Genomic DNA, 18,393 nt, shown 5'->3' with positions numbered 1-18,393 from the left:
TCTAACACAAATATCTGAGGTAAATTAGGTTTAGCTATTTGACTAGGATTAGAATTTTCCAATTGGTTTTTTGCTTCTGGGCCAGTTAGAGTAACCCGTACACTAGTACTAGTTACATTACTCATCGTAGCAGTTATACCCTCATGAGTAACTGAGGGCCAAGTAAGCGATTGGTCACTTCCACTTATCTCCAAATCAAAATATAAGTTATTGGCCGCTGTGGTCGGAAAATTTAAACCGTAAGATTCGGGTATAATTGATTGAGTAAGAAAACCTTTTTTAGCTTTCCACATGGAATCAGAACTTTCACCAGAGTCATAGCTCAAATTAGGCTTTGCGAATTCTACTTTTACGCAAACATTGTTACTTGATGAGTTAGGATTAAGGTAATATATTTCACTACCTGCTTCAAATGTACTACTACTAGGTAAGCCATAACGAGTACTTATACTACCTCCTGTAGTACTTAATTCCACTTTATAAGGCGCATTACATTTCGTCAATACATCATTACGGCTTACCTTTTGACCATACTTATCCGTAATTTTCAGCAAAATATTTCCTGTAGCCGTTACTTCATTCGACCTCTGTCCATCTCCATCATCATCGCCCCAATTTCCTAGTGCCACTAACTCACTAAAATTCACTGAATTAAATGATGCCGGTACCATCAAGTTAATATCAATAAAACTTTGACCTACCACTGGCAACTCAATCGGACTTGTCAATGATGAAGAGTTGCTTTGAGGTGTGAATATTCGACCGTCCGATAACTTAATACCTAATAAGTCCTCTGTTTTAGTCACTTTAGTGACACCATCATCAAAGGTTAAATACGGTGCAGAGCCTCGAATAGCGTTGATCGTCGTAGCTGTTAATGCCTGCGATTCTAATGAATACGATAAAAACAGCACCAATACCAATTGTATTTTTGGAAATAAATTTGTAGATAATTTCGATGATAATTCGAAAGATAATTTTGAAGGTATAAATGAGGTTCGTGTAAAAACTCGTCGAATAGAATTAATTGATAAATTTAAGACATAGGTTTGCCAGTGCCTTGTGCCTTGTGCCTTGTGCCTTAAATGATAATGCATCACGCTCCCCGTGTCAAGTAATATTTTGTTTTATTTGAATTTTTATAATCAATTGCTCATTTAATGAGCTTTTATTTGAAGATCGATGAAATTATAACTGTTTTAAAAATAATTGGCTAGTTTTTTGGCGGACTTTTTTGTAAAGAAATGTAAAGATAAAACAATTCGACTTTATAGATAGGTTAATTTTATAATTAAAATATGCTGTTAGCTTTATAGCTTTTGAATTTTGTCGGAATAACTGATATTGGTGATAACGTTTAATTTAAGAATTTTGAGCGTAACATCTTACAACTCACATGAGATACAAAATATGAACTACGGTACCCAACGCTCTCGCTCTTAACCATCGGTATGATTTACTCGAATCATTATGATATTCGCCTTTTTTAAGCCTATTTGCTTTGCTAAAAAGTGCCAAGTTGTTCCTGATAAATTGGCATCCCTAACAAAGCACAAACACACCAAACAGTCCTATTTGGCGTGCTGCCCTCAGTCTATCAGCAAAGCACTCCGACACAGTTAAAAGATAGGTAGATTAACCTTGCCGTGTTGTGTGTTTTCTCTAAAATAGCTCAGGTGGACTATTGATTTTATTGAAGTTTTTTATTTTACTTAATTTAAGTAATTATTAGCTAATTTCTGTTTTTATTACAATGTTTTTGCTGTGTTTTTTGTGCCTTGAACACAACTAATCACTTTCGTTAGTTAACACACTATGGGATATAAATTTACTTTTATGCTAAATAGATGTTTTATTGGAGCGGGAAACGAGGTTCGAACTCGCGACCCCGACCTTGGCAAGGTCGTGCTCTACCAACTGAGCTATTCCCGCTTATTGAGGTGCTTCGTAAGAAGTGGTGAGCATTATACAAAAATTTTTGTATCTCGCAACCTCTTTTTATTATTATTTTTTGTCTTTCAAACTATCTTTCCAACTAAGTGATTCAAAAACACCAAATAAAAATAGCCGTAACACTTTAAATTTGTCTTGTTGTTTTTCTTGTTTGGTCATGGTTGAGTTTAACATCCATGCTTGTAAACCATGAGTAACAGTAAAGGCGATTAAGCCAATATTGGCAACAACATTTGCCGGTTTTGGATATGGGTAGATTAAGTTAAATAATAAAAATAACCACATTAATGAATATAAGGTTTTACCAATAAAAATGAACATTAATTATCTTCTCGTATAAATAGATAGCTGTGAACTTGCCCTGCAATTTTTTCACGATGTAGGCGCCAGTTAGTTGGAATATAAGTTGTTAGATCATGCTGTATTTCTATTTCAATATAAATATAAGCTGACGGCTTTAGCCAATTATTATTTTCAAGCTCGCTAACCGTTTTTTCGACTAATGATTGATGAAATGGCGGATCGATAAATACAATATCAAACTGTTTTACTGCTGGCCTGTTTAGCCATTGTAAAGTATCAGTATGATAAATGTCGATTGCGTTGCTAGCAATAATCTGTTTATTTTTGCTAAGTAGCTGTGCTACTTGTTTATCTTTTTCGAGCAAAGTAACACTTTGGGCTCCTCTTGATACTGCTTCAAAACCTAATGAGCCACTACCCGAAAAGCAGTCCAAACAATCACTATCATGTATAACTGGCATTAACCAGTTATATAGAGTTTCTTTGATTCGATCGGTGGTTGGGCGTAATCCTTGTTTGTCTAGTACCGACAATTTACGCCCACGCCATTTTCCGCCAATAATTCTTATTGAACCATTCATGCTAAATCCTTTATTAGAATAGTTCTGAAGTATTACCTTCTGAATCTGTTACTTTCGTGCCTACCTCTTGGGTCGCATAAGTCGTTGGTTCGGTACCTTTTATAAAGTACTCTGACATTGTTTTAGATCCAGATTGAGGTAATAGACCTGTTTTTTGATCAATAGTAACAGAAATAACATTTGCAGGTTTTACATCTTCTATTACTGGTACATCTTTTAGGGCAACTTTCATATAATCAACCCATATTGGATTTGCGGTTACTGCCCCTGCTTCAGCCCGGACTGTTCGCCCCAAGTCACGGCGATGATCATCAAATCCCATCCAAACAGTAGTTACAATATTGCCACCAAATCCAGAAAACCAAACGTCTTTAGATGAGTTAGTTGTCCCAGTTTTACCACCGACATCTTTTCTACCCAATGCTTTTACACGCCATGCAGTACCTTGCCAATCTGAACCACCAAATACGATGGATCGAAGACCATCTTTCATAATAAATGCAATACCACTATTTACCGTATGCGGTGCGTATTTTGGTGTTACATCAGTGACTTTATTTTCAGTATCAATATCAGGTAAAATTATATTATCATCTGCTTTTAGATTTTCTTGCTCTGGCTCTTCATTACCTAATTCGGTTGATTCATTTTCAACATTATCAAGTGATACTGGTGTGGCCCCTACAATGACGTCATCGTCAGTACAATTGTGACAAGCAATTAAAGGTTGATGCTGATAAATTAGACCTTTACCATCATTTTCCTCAATTTTTTCAATTAAATATGGTGATATTAAATAACCGCCATTAGTGATCACCGAATAAGCTCTTGCCACTTGCAATGGCGTAAATGATGCCGAACCTAAAGCTAACGATTCATTATAAGAAATATTTTCTTTAGGAAATCCAAAACGCTCTAAATAAGTCGCAGCATAATCTATACCAACTGCACGCAATGCTCTTACCATCATTACATTTTTAGACATTCCTAAGCCAATTCTTAAACGTAAAGGTCCTGCATAGGTAGGTGGTGAATTTTTAGGACGCCATGTAGCACTACCCGCAGAACGAACAATTGGTGCATCATTAAGAAGCGTAGCCATTGTTAAACCTTGCTCTAATGTTGAGGTATAAATAAATGGTTTAATATTCGATCCTAATTGCCTTAGTGCTTGTGTTGCTCGATTAAATTTACTCAAATTAAAATCATAACCACCAACAATCGCTTTGATTGCACCATTGTCTGAATCAAGTGATACTAGCGCAGCGTTAACAGCAGGAATTTGTGATAATTCCCAATTATCATCAGTTTTTTTGACCCAAATTAACTGTCCTGCCTTGATGGTGTCAGAGACTTTTCTTGGGTAAGCGCCTTGTCTTGTATCGCTAATAAATGGACGCGCCCATTTCATGTTTTGATATGCAATAGTAATATTACTTTTATCAGATAATACCGCTGTTGCTTCTTTATCTGAAGATGTCATGACCACCGCTGGGCATATTCCGCCATAGCACATGTATTTATTAAGAGTTTGCTGGATTTGTTCAGAATTCCATGGTGCTTCGTCTGGTTGCCATAATACTTTTTCAGCACCACGATAACCATGTCTGGTATCATACTCAATAATATGCTTTTGCACTGTTTCTGTTGCAGCTATTTGATCGGTTTTTGAGATAGTTGTATAGACTTTATAGCCATCTGTGTAGGCATTTTCGCCAAATTTGTCGTACATAAATTGACGTGCCATTTCGGCAACATAAGGCGCCGAAAACTCAATTTGTGGTGAGTGGTAGCTAGCGCCTAACGGTTTTTTAATCGCTTCGTCATATTCTGCTTGAGTAATATAGGATTGATCTAGCATTCGTCCTAGTACCCAATTGCGTCTAGTCAATGCTCGTTCTGGATGTGAAATTGGGTTGTAAGCTGATGGTGCATTTGGTAAACCAGCTAATAAAGCCGCTTCATCAACAGTTAACTGTTCAGGTGTTTTACCAAAAAAAGTATAAGATGCAGCAGCAACACCATATGCCCTCGATCCGAAGTTAATCATGTTAAGGTATAGTGCCATGATTTCTTCTTTTGATAACTCTTTTTCCATACGGATAGCCAAAATCATTTCTTTGACTTTACGCGCTATACTTTTTTCAGGTGTTAAGAAAAAGTTCTTAGCGACTTGTTGCGTAATTGTACTGCCACCTTGAGAAAATCCTTTCTGCTTTAAACCAATATACATCGCTCGAGCAATACCAACTGGATCGATGCCAAAATGTTCATAAAAACGAGCATCTTCAGTTGCAATGACCGCATTAATAACTATTGGAGGAATTTCATCGTATTTCAAAGGGGTTCTATGACGCTCACCAAAAATGGCAATTAACTCACCATCTTTACTCAATACTTGCATTGGTGTTTGCAATTTAACATTTTTTAATGTTGCAACGTCGGGAAGATCTTTCGAATAATGAGCATAACCTGCAATACCAATAACCAAGCCGCAAAGAAATAAGCCAATGAATAATTTTAGAATAATTTTTAACACTCTAATTAATATCACAAATCTTTCCTATCTGAATTTTACGGCAAAAAATGATACCAATACTATTGCTGCACCAAATTGAGTAAACCTGTCTTAAGTGAGGATCCTCACTTTGACATTAAAAGGGAAATGCTAATAGTCGATCACTTTATTAAAATAAGTCAAAATTATGCGCATTATCTCCCATATTTATCTTTATTTTAAGTAATTTTTTACAAAATGATGAAAATAATTCTAATTTAACTAAAGTAAAGAAGGAATTATGTGGAGCATAAAACTTAGCATATCAAAAATACAATTACTGATTTCAACTCTTTTCTATTCACTGCTAATTGCGCTTTGTTTGGTTATGTTTGCTAACACATCCTTAAATTGTTATACCTTTGTTATTGTTCTATTATTAATAATAGAATGGTGGCGCAGTCTGTGTTATTTAAAAACCATTAAAGACGAATTTGCGTTATTTCACTGTATCAATCAAATATACTGGCACAAGCAACGTTGGCACTTAATACATAACCCTTTGATATTTCGTTATATCATTATTTTGAATTTAAAATCCCGACATAATGGCAAACGCTGTACGCTATTATTAATGGTTGATAATCTTCAACCTAATGATTGGCGTACATTACGTTTTTACTTAAAGCAAATCGAATTAAATTGACACAAACACCTACTTTCCTGAAACTTTTTGCCATAAAAATCGTTACACTAATGGGATTTTTTGATCCAATACTGATAAGGTTGAGATTCTATTTGCAATGACAGTAATTGATGATCCATATGGCGACAAAAGCTAGGTACATCACGAGTAGTTGCAAAATCATCAGCGATCACATAAAGAACTTGTCCTATAGATAGTTCTCGGATCGCTTTTCTAATTAACATAATAGGTTCAGGACAACGCAATCCAAGCGTGTTGAGTTCTTTATCAATAGTTATATTCATATTTAATAATTATAAAAACAGTTTACTTAGATAATGTGGTACAGCATCTTGAGCGTTAGAGCCAATAACCTCTAACTCAGGCAATAATGATTTTAATTCCGAGCTTCCGTTTTGCATTATACAACCTTTACCTGCGGCTTTTAACATTTCGTAGTCATTCATGCCATCACCAAAAGCGATACTATCTTTTAAACTGTAACCTAATTTTTCTACCACTTTTTTTAGTGCACTACCCTTAGACACATTTTCGGCCATCACTTCAAGGCAATTTAAGGTTGAAAAAGCAATGCTAAGTTTGTCACCAAATTTTGCATCAAGTCGATTCTTTAATTGGACTAAATGCGGGTAAAGTGCATTATCCGTTGTCGTAAAATAAATTTTAGCAACATCGCTAGTGTCAAAATTAAGTGGATTAAATAATTGATAAGTAAAATCTGTGTCTCGAAAGAATTCTAATGAATATGTATCTTCCTTATTAATTAACCAATGATCACCACGATATACATGAGTATAAATTAAAGGATCATCCATACTCATTTTAGCTATTTCACTAGCAAGCGATGGGGAAATACTTTGGCTAAAAACTAGATTACCTTCGCTATCATGCACCCTAGCACCATTTGCTGTTATCATAAAGGCGTCAATTTCCATGTTTTCACGCATTTGAGCGACATCAATGTGGTGTCTGCCAGTTGCAAAAACAAAGTGAATGCCTTTTTTACGTAACGCTTGAAGGACTTGCTTGGTATAAGGTGATAAGCTATGTTCAGGAGTTAATAAAGTACCGTCTAAATCAGAAGCAACAACATGCATAATATTCTCTACTTTTATAATTAATGGTAATAATAATATACTTTAAAACAATATTTACTTATCAAAGCAACTGCTAAAACAAGTTAAAGTATGATACAACTCCGTTAACATTTACTCAACCAATTGCGGTGTAATAAAAATAACCAACTCTCGTTTTTGCTGTTTTTTTCTATTATATTTAAATATATTTCCAATAATGGGCACATCGCCCGCACCAGGTACTTTTTGTTGCCCATTGGTGTTAAGCTGTTGAAAAATACCACCTAAAACTACTGTTTCGCCATTTTTTATTTGAACTTGTGTTTTGATCTCTTGTGTATCAATAGCTATTGCCTCACCACCATCACTACGTTTTATTGAGCGACCAGCCGTATTTTGCGTAATGTATAAGTCTAAAATCATCCTATCATCTGTTAGTACTTTCGGTGTGACCTCTAGCCCTAACACCGCAGGCTTAAATTCAATAGATGTTGCACCATTACTACCACTAGAAACCTCGTAAGGAATTTCAGTACCTTGTTTTATCGACGCCATATTTTGATTGGCTGTTAACAAATTTGGGCTGGCTATAATTTCAAGTTGATTTTCAGATTCGAGCGCTGATAACTCTAAATTAAGTAAATGACCAGATATTTTAGCCAAATTAAAACCTACAGTTGTGGTGGGATAACTAGCTCCAAGCCCCACATCGAACTTATCTAATAATTGCGATGATTTTCCTGAATATCCCCATTTTATACCCAGCTCTGACATGCTCTCCTCATTCATAGTAACAATATGCGCTGAAATATGAACTTGAGGCATTGGTTTATCCAGTGTTTTAACTAATTTTTGGATATTAGCAAATTGTTTAGCTAAATCGGTAATGATAAGCGAATTTGTCCGCTTATCGAGCGTAATCTTGCCCCGTTCTGATAATAATCCTTGTTGTTGAATTGTTTCAATTAAGGTGGCTGGGTCTGCATGATTAACAGCTATAGGCAAAGAATTAAGTGGTTGGTTTAATTCTTTTTCTCTTTGTTCAGATTGCTGTTTTTTCAATAAAACTTCTGGTTCTATCGCTTTAGATACGAACAAAATATTATCGTCAATTTCGGCTTGTAAATTTGCCGAATCTAATATGATCTTTAGCGCTTTGTGCCAATCAACGTTGTTGAGTTTAATGGTTTGCTTAATTGGTATATCTTCGGTCATGACTAAATTCATCTGCTGATTATCGGCTAAAGCTTGTAAGATAATTGCAATGTCGGTTTGGTAGAATGTCATTGAGATATTTTGTTGCGAATCGACATTTACTGATTGCTTCATATTTGCGTAAGTTGTATTTATGATCATTGTTACAAATATAAAAATTATTACAGCTAACAAACTTATTATTGCTTTAATCAATCTGCAAATACATTGTTCTAGCCATTGATGCTTTTGATTCTTACTATTGTTATTATTCATTTAGCGACATTGTCCATGATACAGTACTATGGCAATAATCAGGCAAATCGGCCTGCCACGTTATTTTATCGTTTAATAAAGATTGCAAACGCCAAGGAAACAAAACGTTAGGCACCACATCATCGGTTATTGCTAACCATTGATTTTCAGATGTTAACCAAATTTGCTGATAATTCTGTTCAATTTGATTCATGCTTCCCCTAAAATGCCAAACTTGAATTTGTTCAAGCAGTAACGCCGTTTGCTCACTACAAGAAACTGAGTAATTTTGTTGAAAAGGATCTCGTTCTAAAGACACATCGGCCTTTAGTTCAAAACAGATAACAATTAATAAACTAATAAATTGATAGATATAACGTTTCACTTTATGACTTTTTAAATAAGAGCGTAAACATGATCTGTAACTGCTGTTCTTGCTTGCTGATTTTTAGATTCTGAAAATCAAGATAATAAAAATCATCCGTTAATGATGAAATTAAAGCCATAAAATCAAAAAATTGCCCTTCTAATTCAATATCCCAATTAACCGTATTGTCAGTTTGATAATGTTTAAAGGAACTTAGTGTTAGATGATTTTGTTCAATAGCCAACGCTAATTCTTTTTCAGATATCAAACTATATAAACTATTTTTACTTGCCTGATAACGCCTTACTTTTGCCTGTAACAATTCAATTTCAGTAATCTTTTGCTGATATAACTCGGCCTTTAGCTCAGCTTGTTGCTGGCCTTCTTTAATAAAAAGTTGATAAACAATAACAAAATATGCTAAACAACATAAAATACACAATGCGTACTGTTGCCAAACTGGGCGATAGAAAAAATCACTGTTCATTAAGTTCCATTTCCATTTCAAAAAATAAATTATTCTTATTGGTCGATACGGTCTTTATTTGACTTTTAGCGATATTTTTTAGCATTAACAAATTTTGGTTAAAATGAGTAAGTTCGACATAACTAAAGCTTTGCCCTTCTATCGCTACTTTTTTAGGTTCATAATAGAAAGAATCAAGCCAAATTACTGAAGGTAACTGCGCTGAAAGCAATAATAAGGATTGCTGAATTTGTTTTTGACTTAATGATGGATTAGGCAAATAATTAACTAATTCTTCAGTTAATTTTTGTACTATCTTTTGCTGGTGTAGTAATTTTTCATCATAAGTTTGTAAATCATTTTTAGCGTGTACCCACAAATAACAGAGCAAACAACTTATTATGCCCATAAATCCAACAACCACGCCTGTCAATTGTCGTTGATGTTTTGTTTGTTTCTCTTGCCGCCAAGGTAAAAAATTAACTTTATTATTTTCAAATCGACAACCTACAAAAGTTAATAGTCGTTGATGCTTTTTAAAAAGATTGATCCAATTTTCAATATAATGACGTTCAACTATCATCACTGTAATTTGTTTTGTATGTTCAGTTGAATAAACAAAATCAAAAAATACACTTTTAGCCGACACTTGGAATAATTTATAAATGTTAGCTTCAACATATAAACTCAATTCATTTAAATTTAGCTTTACATCAGGTAAGGTTAATTGTTGTATTTGAATTAAATTGATATCCAAATTAAGTTCAAATACCGCACGCTCAGAAATTTTTTTTAGTAACTCATCAATAAAAATATCTATATCATTTTCATTTTGATAATTAAATACAATCAGATCTTCGCTAGTGGCTGTTGTAGCATTTCGCTTAACTGAATTTTCAATCCTATAGCGTAAAATTGTAGGTTCGACATAAATAATGACGCTACTTTTATTAAAAATCATGATGGATTATCTTCTTGTTTCTGATAATAGCATCACTTAATCATAATCATCTTTTCCTAAATAAAAACTGACAAAAGCGATTTTTGCGAACTATCACCCAAAAAATGTTTAAAATTAAATCGAACGAAGTAGATTTTAGAGAATTTTAAAAAAAAAGGTTGACTGAAATAAGTCGTGCCTTATAATGCACATCCACACGGTAAGGGTGATTAGCTCAGTTGGGAGAGCACCTCCCTTACAAGGAGGGGGTCACTGGTTCGAACCCGGTATCACCCACCAATCTTTACCGTGATGTTTCAGTAATGAAACACTTGGGGTGATTAGCTCAGTTGGGAGAGCACCTCCCTTACAAGGAGGGGGTCACTGGTTCGAACCCGGTATCACCCACCATCTTTAAGATGGGTCGTTAGCTCAGTCGGTAGAGCAGCGGACTTTTAATCCGTTGGTCGAGCGTTCGAATCGCTCACGACCCACCATTTTATTGAATAATTCCTAAATAAATCCAATCAATCTAATTAAGTAAAAAAAGCAATGAGAACGATAGCGTTCGACAAATTTGTCTGGAACAAATTTGAACAACACGCAGTGTTGGCCCCGAAGGGGTGAGGCACACGATGTGCCGAATAATCGCTCACGACCCACCATTTCATGACATCAATATTTAATTAATAAACAACTTATTTAATTACGCTATACTAAACAGATAAATACGATAGAATAATTAAGTTATTTAATTTATAAGGAAGTTGTATGCTAAAGTTTTTTGCAAAACTATCATTAGTTTTATGTTTTAGTATTGCTGTTAATGCTGATCAACAAACATTATTTGATTTTAATGAAGAATATCAAAAAGCAACAGAACAAAAAGATGCAGAGGCGCAATACCATGTAGGTCTTATGTACGCTGATGGCTCATATACTAAAAAACGGCAATTTAAAGGTTTCGAATATGGTTTTGATGAGCAATTAAAAGCACAACCTGATTATATTAAAGCAAAAGAGTGGTTTGAAAAGGCTGCCAATCAAGGTCATATCGCAGCTCAACACAGTTTAGCCTTATTGTATTATAATGGACAAGGAACAAAACAAAACTATTCTAAGGGAATTGAGTGGGATACAAAAGCAGCTAAAAAAGGAGATGCCGTTGCTCAATATACATTAGCAACACTCTATTACAATGGTACAGGGGTTAAAAAGAACTATTTTAAAGCTAAACAATGGTTTGCTAAGGCCGCTGAACAAAACTATTCCGATGCTAAAGATCATTTAAATGTTGTAACAAAAAAGGTTAATGCCATTGTAGCCAAACAACAGGCCAAGAAAAAGCAAGCTAGTAATAACGATTGCGGTTGTTAATAATTAATCTGTTACACCAAAATGGAAAAATATCAAAAGATATCTATACATTAAATCATTGCTTTCAATAGACTTATCAAAATAAGCACAAATAGGTTTGCAAACAAGTTAAAAACATTCTTTAATAAGAAATTTGGGCCCAAAATAAAGAGGCAGTTAAATGAAAAAAATACTATTAATAATATACTTATTTGTAAATACGCCTATTTTTGCAACACAAAATATAGAATATAACTTTGATGTTGAATATAAAAAAGCAACAGAACAAAATAGTGCCGAAGCACAAAACCGGTTAGGTTATATGTACCAGTACGGTCTTAACGTTAAACAAGATTATGCTAAAGCTATTGAATGGTACCAAAAATCGGCTAATCAAAATTACGCCGATGCACAAGTAAGTTTAGGCTACATGTACAATTATGGTCTCGGCGTGAAGAAAAATTTGCTTAAAGCAAAGCAGTTTTATGCAAAAGCAGCCTCAAGCGGTTATGCTTTAGGTCTATTTAATCTAGGGGCACTTTACGAATTTGCAGAAAAAAAACATTATCTAAAAGGAATTGAACAAAATTCAGATAATAATACTATTAGCCAAAACTATGTTAAGGCAAAATATTTTTACGAAAAAGCTGTACAACTAGGCAACAAAGAGGCTCAAAACAATCTGGGTAGATTTTATTATATTGGAATTGTTGTCAAAAAAAACTATACCAAAGCTAGAGAACTATATGAACAAGCAGCTAAGCAAGGCAATATATATGCTCTGCATAATTTAGCAAATATGTATTACAATGGATTAGGTGGATTAAAAAAAGATTTTGCCAAAGGTGTAGAATTAGACACTCAATCTGCACAAAGAGGAAATCCTGAAGCACAATATAGCTTAGGTTGGTTATATTATAATGGCTCATGGTTTGAAAAAAATTATACAGAAGCTAGAAGATGGTTTCAGTTTGCCGCTGAACAAAATCATGCCGATGCACAATACAATTTAGGTATTATCTATCAACAAGGATTGGGAGTGGCAATAAATACCTATACTGCAAAATATTACTTTCAACAAGCTTGCCAAAACAACCATCAAGAAGCATGTAAACATGTCAAGAAACTTCTTTAATAAAAATATAATATTGGCAATGGGAAATAACTAAATGGCACTATAAAAGGTATTCAAACTGCTAAGCATTACTTTTAAACAATATTGTAAAAATAATATATATCAAGCTTGTCAAGAATAACCTAACACAATTCCCAAATAATAATTATTAGTTCAACGTTTTGGTTATGTATGTGCTTAATGCATATCAAATACATACATAACTAAACAATAGGCAATATAGAACATTACAGCACCAACTATACAGTCCAATATTACCCACATTCTTTTCTTTCTAAATAGCGGTATGAGTAATTTTGCTCCGTAACCAAGACTAAAAAACCATATGAATGAAACACTGACGGCACCAACCAAAAATGCAAATTTTTGTTCATTAGTTAACGTGCCAGCAATTCCACCCACAATAACAACAGTATCCAAATAGACATGAGGATTGAGTAGTGTAACAGCCAAAGTTGCCAATACAACTTTTAATGAGTTGTTATTGTTAAGAGATTGAGATTCTATTTGCATGCTACTTGTGCCTTTAATTGCACTTTTAAACGCACAAAAACCATACCAAATTAAAAAAATCGCCCCAGAGATTGCTAAAATATTAGTAATTAAAGAATTGCTACGAATAAAAGTACCTACCCCAAAAATCCCTATTGACATTAAAGCAAAATCACAAATAAAACAAATTGCCGACACATAAAAGATATGATTTTTTAATAATCCTTGCTTGAGTACAAATAAATTTTGAGCACCAATAGCAATAATTAGACTAGCCGAAATGAAAGCACCACGTAATATTTCTAATAGCATTTAGTTATAACACCAGAATAAAGATAAGAAAATTTATTATATAATCTAAATGCTACAAGTTTATAACAAACGTATTGAATTTGTTATTTGTTATTTTTCTCTAACCACAATAGTTTGGTTTTATTTTTGTTTAAATAGAGAATGATCATTCCAATAGCTAACCAAATAATACCGACCATTTTTGCATCGTTATCAATATGTAATAATACAGGTAATAGCACTACAATACCTATAATAGGCATAAAGACGTCTAGAAACCACGAAAACCATCCTTTTGAGCCTTTTTTAAACTTAAAATAGCCAATTACAGATAAATGTAACATGATAAATGCAGTTAATGCTCCAATATCAACAAATGAAACTAAAGTTGGCAACCCTTTAGCATTATTAGCAGCAATAACAACTAAACATAAATTAAATAGCGCTGCAAATATAATAGCCATTGTCGGTACACCACTTTTTTTTCCTACTTTTGCAAAAAATGAAGGTAAACGTTTGTCACGCCCCATACTGAATAAAAGACGACTTGCTGCGGCTTGTCCAACCATTGCTGCAAATGATGCACCAATAGCTTTCATTAAACCTAGTGCCCACCCTAACCACAGATTAATTTCTTGATTAACAATATGATAGTAAACTTTACCTTGTAGTTCTGGATGACTACGCAAATATTCAGGGTTATAAGGGTTAAGTAAGCTACCGACATAAATTTGTAGCACAAATAAACACCCAGCTAAAATTAAACAACATATAATCGCTTTACTAACTAAATTATGAGGTCCGCCATTTTCTTCTGAAAAAGTAGCAATAGCGTCAAATCCCAAATAAGATAGTACAGCAATAGACACTGCATTAAATAGATTACTCCAACTGAATAAATCACCACCAATAAAAGGTTGTAACCAATCTCTGTTACTACCATTAGTGGCTATTATCCAAATACCAACAGATAACACAGCAAGTAATATAATAATTTCAAATATCAAGATGATTAACGTAATTTTAGTCGATTTTCTAACACCAACTAAATTCAGCGTAGTAGTTAATATAACAGCTAAACATGTCCATACCCATATTGGTACTTCGGGAATCAATGCATTGAACGATATACCGCTAAATAAGTACGCAACCGCAGGGATAAACATATAATCAAGTAACAACAACCAGCCTACTAAAAATCCAGCACTAGGATGAATGCCAATAGAACAATAAGCATAAACAGCTCCCGCATGCGGTAAAGCGTTTGCCATTCTGGCATAAGAAAGCGCGGTAAATGCCATTACAAAAGTTGCTATGATATAAACCAAAGCAACTGCACCATCACTTATCGCATCTAAAACACCAAATAATCCTACAGGTGCTGCTGGACCAATAAAAAGCAATCCCAGAATAACCAAATCCCGGAATCGCATATTTTTATTTAACTATTGCATAATCATTCTCTAGCGCAATTATCAGTAATGATGAAATATTAAATGATTAATGCGCAGCATGCTAAGATCAGCTTGTTATTAGGTTATAATTATTTGTTATAAGAACATACTTTAGTGATATTCTTTAACCTCATAGGTATAAGACATTTTCGCTGTTTTACCAAGCATGATAGAGGCACTGCAATATTTTTCTGATGCAAGTTTTACTGCCGTTTCGACTGCTTCGTTATCGATATTAATACCCGTAATGACAATATGAAAATTAATTGACGTATACACTTTAGGGGAGGATTCTGCTTGAGTTTTATCAATATCTATCCAAAGATCACGAACATCTTTTTTTTTATTTTTTAAAATTGCAATAATATCATAAGCCATACAACCAGCTGCACCATGCAACAAAAGCTCCATAGGACGAGCTCCACGATTACGCCCGCCATGTTCAATACCGCCATCCATCACTAGCGAATGCCCACTTGCAGTTTCACCTAAAAAACCAAATTCATCAATCCACTTTAAACGATCTTTCATAATTATCTCCTTTAAATTTATCTTTAACCTTCTTATTAGTTACAAATTTATTAAATAACATAATCGTTTTTAACCACGCTGTCATCATTTTGATTATTACTTTATTGATCAAATATGACAATGTTAGTAAACTTTTTACTAAGAGAATCATTAAGATCTTTTAAATTATTCAGGTAAAATCACTGTATTATTTGCAATAAAATATTAGCAATATGTAATTAAAATCAATGTTTTCATTTTAATTTTTGCTTAACAAATAATTATATAGATTGGGTTACCCTACTCTAATGATTGAATATGATTTTTAAGTTTATTATCTTCCTTTTGATAGGATCCTTGGCTAGATTATTAGCTAGTATTTTGGTGGTGACGTATTAGTTATTATGCTAGCAAGCATCTCGATGGCTAAAGTAGGTGCACAACTTGCACAAAAATTATCGATTAAAAAATTAATTAAATTCTTTGGTATATTTTATTATTGTTTGCAACGAAATTAATCATTTTTTAAACATCATTAATAAATAAAAAGGCCGCAAAAGCGACCTTATCAGTTTTGATGCAATACCATTAAATGACTATCTTGCTTCTTTAACTGCAAGTCCTAATTGCCAAACGGCCATTGCATAATGAGTGCTGTGGTTATAACGGGTGATAGTATAAAAGTTTGGTAATCCATACCAGTATTGGTAACGATCGCCCATATCAAGACGCAATAAACTTACCTGCGTATGTCCTTCTAATGAGCTTTGTGGTTTTAATCCAGCTTTTGCCAATGTTTCAATTGAATATTTAGTACTAAAACCAGTATCAAGTGATAGTGCTTGGCCATCAGCCATTACAGCCACTTTTTTACCTCGTTGCCAACCGTATGATTTAAAATAGCTTGCCACACTACCAATAGCATCAACAGGATCCCATAAATCAATATGCCCATCATGATTAAAATCAACAGCGTGACGTCTAAATGCTGATGGCATAAATTGACCATATCCCATAGCACCAGCAAATGATCCACTCAAATCAAAGGGATCAACACCCTCATCTCGGCACATAACTAAAAAATCTTCTAATTCGTCAGAAAAATATTTCGCACGTCTTGGATAGTAAAAGGCAAGAGTTGACAAGGCATCAATGATTTTAGTTTTTCCCATCACTCTACCCCAACCTGTTTCGACGCCAATAATGCCAACAATAATTTCGGGTGGCACACCATATTCATTATAAGCACGCTGTAATTCTTTTTGGTATTGATTCCAAAATTCAACACCACGAGGAAGGTTACTTGGTGTAATAAATTTATTTTTATATCGAATCCAAGCACCATTTGGTGCCGTTGGCGAGGTTGCTTTTGGTGCTTGTTTATCCATTAAATTAATTACCCAATCGAGCTTATTAGCTTGAGCAAGCACATTACGGAGTTGTTGACGATTAAAACCATGCTTACTGACCATTCTATCAATAAATTTTTCTTTATCTATGTCTAGTGACGCACTAGCGGTTTTAGATTGATTGTGCTCTTTTTCGAGATAGACACCGCCTTTAACATTTGCATGTCCACGGTGTTCTTTCATGGGAGATGTTGAAGATTTATTACTACTACAAGCTACAAGCAATAAAATTGTACTAATAAAAATGGCAATACGCTGCATAAAAAATCCATATTTTAAGTAATTAAAAATCGACAACATCATAAAATATTTATTGTTATTTAACAATATTTGGGCATGATTCTCCTGCCGAAACTTGTTTAATATTGTTTAACGTCGTATCAGAAATATTTAACAATGCTTCTTGTGTTAAAAAGGCTTGGTGCCCCGTAAAAATAACATTATGGCAGGAAGATAAACGACGGAACACATCATCTAAAATAACATCATTAGATTTGTCTTCAAAAAAGAGATCACGTTCGTTTTCATAAACATCCATGCCTAAAGCACCAATTTTTGTTTTCTTTAATGCATCAATAGCTGCGGTTGCATCAAGTAATGCGCCACGACTTGTATTGATAATCATCACGCCGTCTTTCATTTTTTGGAAAGAATCTTTATTCAATAAATGATAATTTTCAGGGGTCATAGGGCAATGTAACGTAATCACATCAGATTTTGCATATAACTCATCTAACTCAACATATTGCGCTCCTAATTCAACTGCAACATCATTAGGATAAGGATCATAGGCAAGAATATGCATACCAAAACCTTTCAAAATGCGGATAATCGCTTGACCAATTTTGCCCGTACCAATAACACCAGCAGTACGATTGTGCATATTAAATCCAGTTAATCCATCTAACGAAAAGTTAGCATCACGAGTACGCTGATAGGCTTTATGCGTTCTTCTATTTAACGTCATCATTAAAGCCACTGCATGTTCTGCAACTGCTTCTGGTGAATAAGCTGGCACACGAACCACCGTGATACCTAACTTTTCAGCTTCAGTTAAATCAACATTATCAAACCCAGCGCAACGAAGCGCTAAAATCTTAATGCCATAACTTGCTAATTTTTTTAGTACTTTTCTATCTACTTCGTCATTAACAAATGCACAAACTGCGTCATAACCTTGGGCGGTAACCACTGTTTTACAGCTAAGTTTATGTTCATAATATTCGATATCAAAGCCATATTTTTTATTAGCGATTTCTAAATGTTCTTTATCATAATGTTTACTACTAAAAACAGCCACTTTAATTGAACTTTTCATATTACTACACCCCTTTTAAATGGTAGTTTGTTAATCTCTTAATTAATTATTGACATTAATTTTATACTGAAACACATAGTTACCTGAAAC

General features: G+C 33.9%; 18 protein-coding genes and 4 tRNA genes. 6 read left to right on the top strand and 16 right to left on the bottom strand.

The window, feature by feature from the left end:
• From A9G32_RS10905 to A9G32_RS10885, 5 genes are all read right to left on the bottom strand, one after another.
• Positions 1 to 1,097, bottom strand: a 1,097-nt coding sequence (locus A9G32_RS10905; protein WP_141672905.1) for a hypothetical protein, incomplete at its 3' end; no start/stop codon positions are given.
• A 759-nt stretch (positions 1,098 to 1,856) separates the two neighbouring features.
• Positions 1,857 to 1,932 (bottom strand) — tRNA-Gly (locus tag A9G32_RS10900).
• Positions 1,933 to 2,004: 72 nt separating this feature from the next.
• Positions 2,005 to 2,274, bottom strand: a complete 270-nt coding sequence (locus A9G32_RS10895) for a DUF1145 domain-containing protein (RefSeq protein ID WP_065589576.1) — start codon at positions 2,272 to 2,274, stop codon at positions 2,005 to 2,007.
• On the bottom strand, positions 2,274 to 2,837 hold the full coding sequence (rsmD, locus tag A9G32_RS10890) for a 16S rRNA (guanine(966)-N(2))-methyltransferase RsmD (protein ID WP_065589575.1): 564 nt from the start codon (positions 2,835 to 2,837) through the stop codon (positions 2,274 to 2,276). The genes A9G32_RS10895 and rsmD overlap by 1 nt, the downstream gene beginning before the upstream one ends.
• A 13-nt stretch (positions 2,838 to 2,850) precedes the next feature.
• Entirely contained in the window at positions 2,851 to 5,391 is a 2,541-nt protein-coding gene (locus tag A9G32_RS10885; protein WP_218055893.1) for a penicillin-binding protein 1A, read from the bottom strand.
• 244 nt (positions 5,392 to 5,635) lie between these two features.
• Between A9G32_RS10885 and A9G32_RS13720 the strand changes: the two genes are divergently transcribed.
• A complete protein-coding gene (locus tag A9G32_RS13720; RefSeq protein ID WP_065589574.1) occupies positions 5,636 to 6,040 on the top strand; it encodes a protein YgfX in 405 nt (134 codons plus the stop codon).
• A 47-nt stretch (positions 6,041 to 6,087) separates the two neighbouring features.
• Here A9G32_RS13720 and tusA read toward each other — a convergent pair whose 3' ends face one another.
• From tusA to A9G32_RS10850, 6 genes are all read right to left on the bottom strand, one after another.
• Entirely contained in the window at positions 6,088 to 6,324 is a 237-nt protein-coding gene (gene tusA / locus A9G32_RS10875) for a sulfurtransferase TusA (protein ID WP_065589573.1), read from the bottom strand.
• Positions 6,325 to 6,333: 9 nt separating this feature from the next.
• Complete coding sequence (locus A9G32_RS10870) at positions 6,334 to 7,140, bottom strand: Cof-type HAD-IIB family hydrolase (RefSeq protein ID WP_065589572.1); 807 nt, start codon at positions 7,138 to 7,140, stop codon at positions 6,334 to 6,336.
• 108 nt (positions 7,141 to 7,248) lie between these two features.
• A complete protein-coding gene (locus A9G32_RS10865) occupies positions 7,249 to 8,445 on the bottom strand; it encodes a secretin N-terminal domain-containing protein (protein WP_081296831.1) in 1,197 nt (398 codons plus the stop codon).
• Positions 8,446 to 8,578: 133 nt separating this feature from the next.
• Complete coding sequence (locus tag A9G32_RS10860; RefSeq protein ID WP_065589571.1) at positions 8,579 to 8,950, bottom strand: hypothetical protein; 372 nt, start codon at positions 8,948 to 8,950, stop codon at positions 8,579 to 8,581.
• Position 8,951: 1 nt separating this feature from the next.
• Positions 8,952 to 9,419: a hypothetical protein gene (locus A9G32_RS10855; protein WP_065589570.1), complete on the bottom strand. Its 468-nt coding sequence runs from the start codon at positions 9,417 to 9,419 to the stop codon at positions 8,952 to 8,954.
• Positions 9,409 to 10,359 carry a PilN domain-containing protein gene (locus tag A9G32_RS10850; RefSeq protein WP_065589569.1) on the bottom strand — a complete coding sequence of 317 codons (951 nt, stop codon included), beginning with the start codon at positions 10,357 to 10,359 and terminating at the stop codon, positions 9,409 to 9,411. Before A9G32_RS10850 ends, A9G32_RS10855 begins: the two co-directional genes overlap by 11 nt.
• Positions 10,360 to 10,562: 203 nt before the next feature.
• Here A9G32_RS10850 and A9G32_RS10845 point away from each other — a divergent pair.
• The 5 genes from A9G32_RS10845 to A9G32_RS10825 all read left to right on the top strand — a co-directional run bounded on the left by A9G32_RS10845 (position 10,563) and on the right by A9G32_RS10825 (position 12,829).
• Positions 10,563 to 10,638 (top strand) — tRNA-Val (locus tag A9G32_RS10845).
• Between the two features lie 35 nt (positions 10,639 to 10,673).
• Positions 10,674 to 10,749, top strand: a tRNA-Val gene (locus A9G32_RS10840).
• A gap of 10 nt (positions 10,750 to 10,759) precedes the next feature.
• A tRNA-Lys gene (locus A9G32_RS10835) sits at positions 10,760 to 10,835 on the top strand.
• Between the two features lie 274 nt (positions 10,836 to 11,109).
• A complete protein-coding gene (locus tag A9G32_RS10830; RefSeq protein WP_065589568.1) occupies positions 11,110 to 11,715 on the top strand; it encodes a tetratricopeptide repeat protein in 606 nt (201 codons plus the stop codon).
• A gap of 160 nt (positions 11,716 to 11,875) precedes the next feature.
• On the top strand, positions 11,876 to 12,829 hold the full coding sequence (locus A9G32_RS10825; protein ID WP_065589567.1) for a tetratricopeptide repeat protein: 954 nt from the start codon (positions 11,876 to 11,878) through the stop codon (positions 12,827 to 12,829).
• Between the two features lie 177 nt (positions 12,830 to 13,006).
• Here A9G32_RS10825 and A9G32_RS10820 read toward each other — a convergent pair whose 3' ends face one another.
• From A9G32_RS10820 to A9G32_RS10800, 5 genes are all read right to left on the bottom strand, one after another.
• A complete protein-coding gene (locus A9G32_RS10820) occupies positions 13,007 to 13,633 on the bottom strand; it encodes a LysE/ArgO family amino acid transporter (RefSeq protein ID WP_065589566.1) in 627 nt (208 codons plus the stop codon).
• Between the two features lie 83 nt (positions 13,634 to 13,716).
• A complete protein-coding gene (locus A9G32_RS10815; protein WP_065589565.1) occupies positions 13,717 to 15,045 on the bottom strand; it encodes an APC family permease in 1,329 nt (442 codons plus the stop codon).
• Between the two features lie 132 nt (positions 15,046 to 15,177).
• On the bottom strand, positions 15,178 to 15,597 hold the full coding sequence (locus A9G32_RS10810; RefSeq protein WP_065589564.1) for an OsmC family protein: 420 nt from the start codon (positions 15,595 to 15,597) through the stop codon (positions 15,178 to 15,180).
• Between the two features lie 575 nt (positions 15,598 to 16,172).
• Positions 16,173 to 17,246 (bottom strand): lytic murein transglycosylase B, encoded by a 1,074-nt coding sequence (gene mltB / locus A9G32_RS10805; RefSeq protein ID WP_065589563.1) that lies wholly within the window; start codon positions 17,244 to 17,246, stop codon positions 16,173 to 16,175.
• A 55-nt stretch (positions 17,247 to 17,301) separates the two neighbouring features.
• On the bottom strand, positions 17,302 to 18,291 hold the full coding sequence (locus tag A9G32_RS10800) for a 2-hydroxyacid dehydrogenase (protein ID WP_065589583.1): 990 nt from the start codon (positions 18,289 to 18,291) through the stop codon (positions 17,302 to 17,304).
• Positions 18,292 to 18,393: the final 102 nt, after the last annotated feature.

This window comes from Gilliamella sp. Gris3-2, assembly GCF_001690345.1.
Classification (GTDB): Bacteria; Pseudomonadota; Gammaproteobacteria; order Enterobacterales; family Orbaceae; genus Gilliamella; species Gilliamella bombi.
Note: the sequence above shows the minus strand (reverse complement) of the source record. Positions and strands in the feature narration are given on the sequence as shown.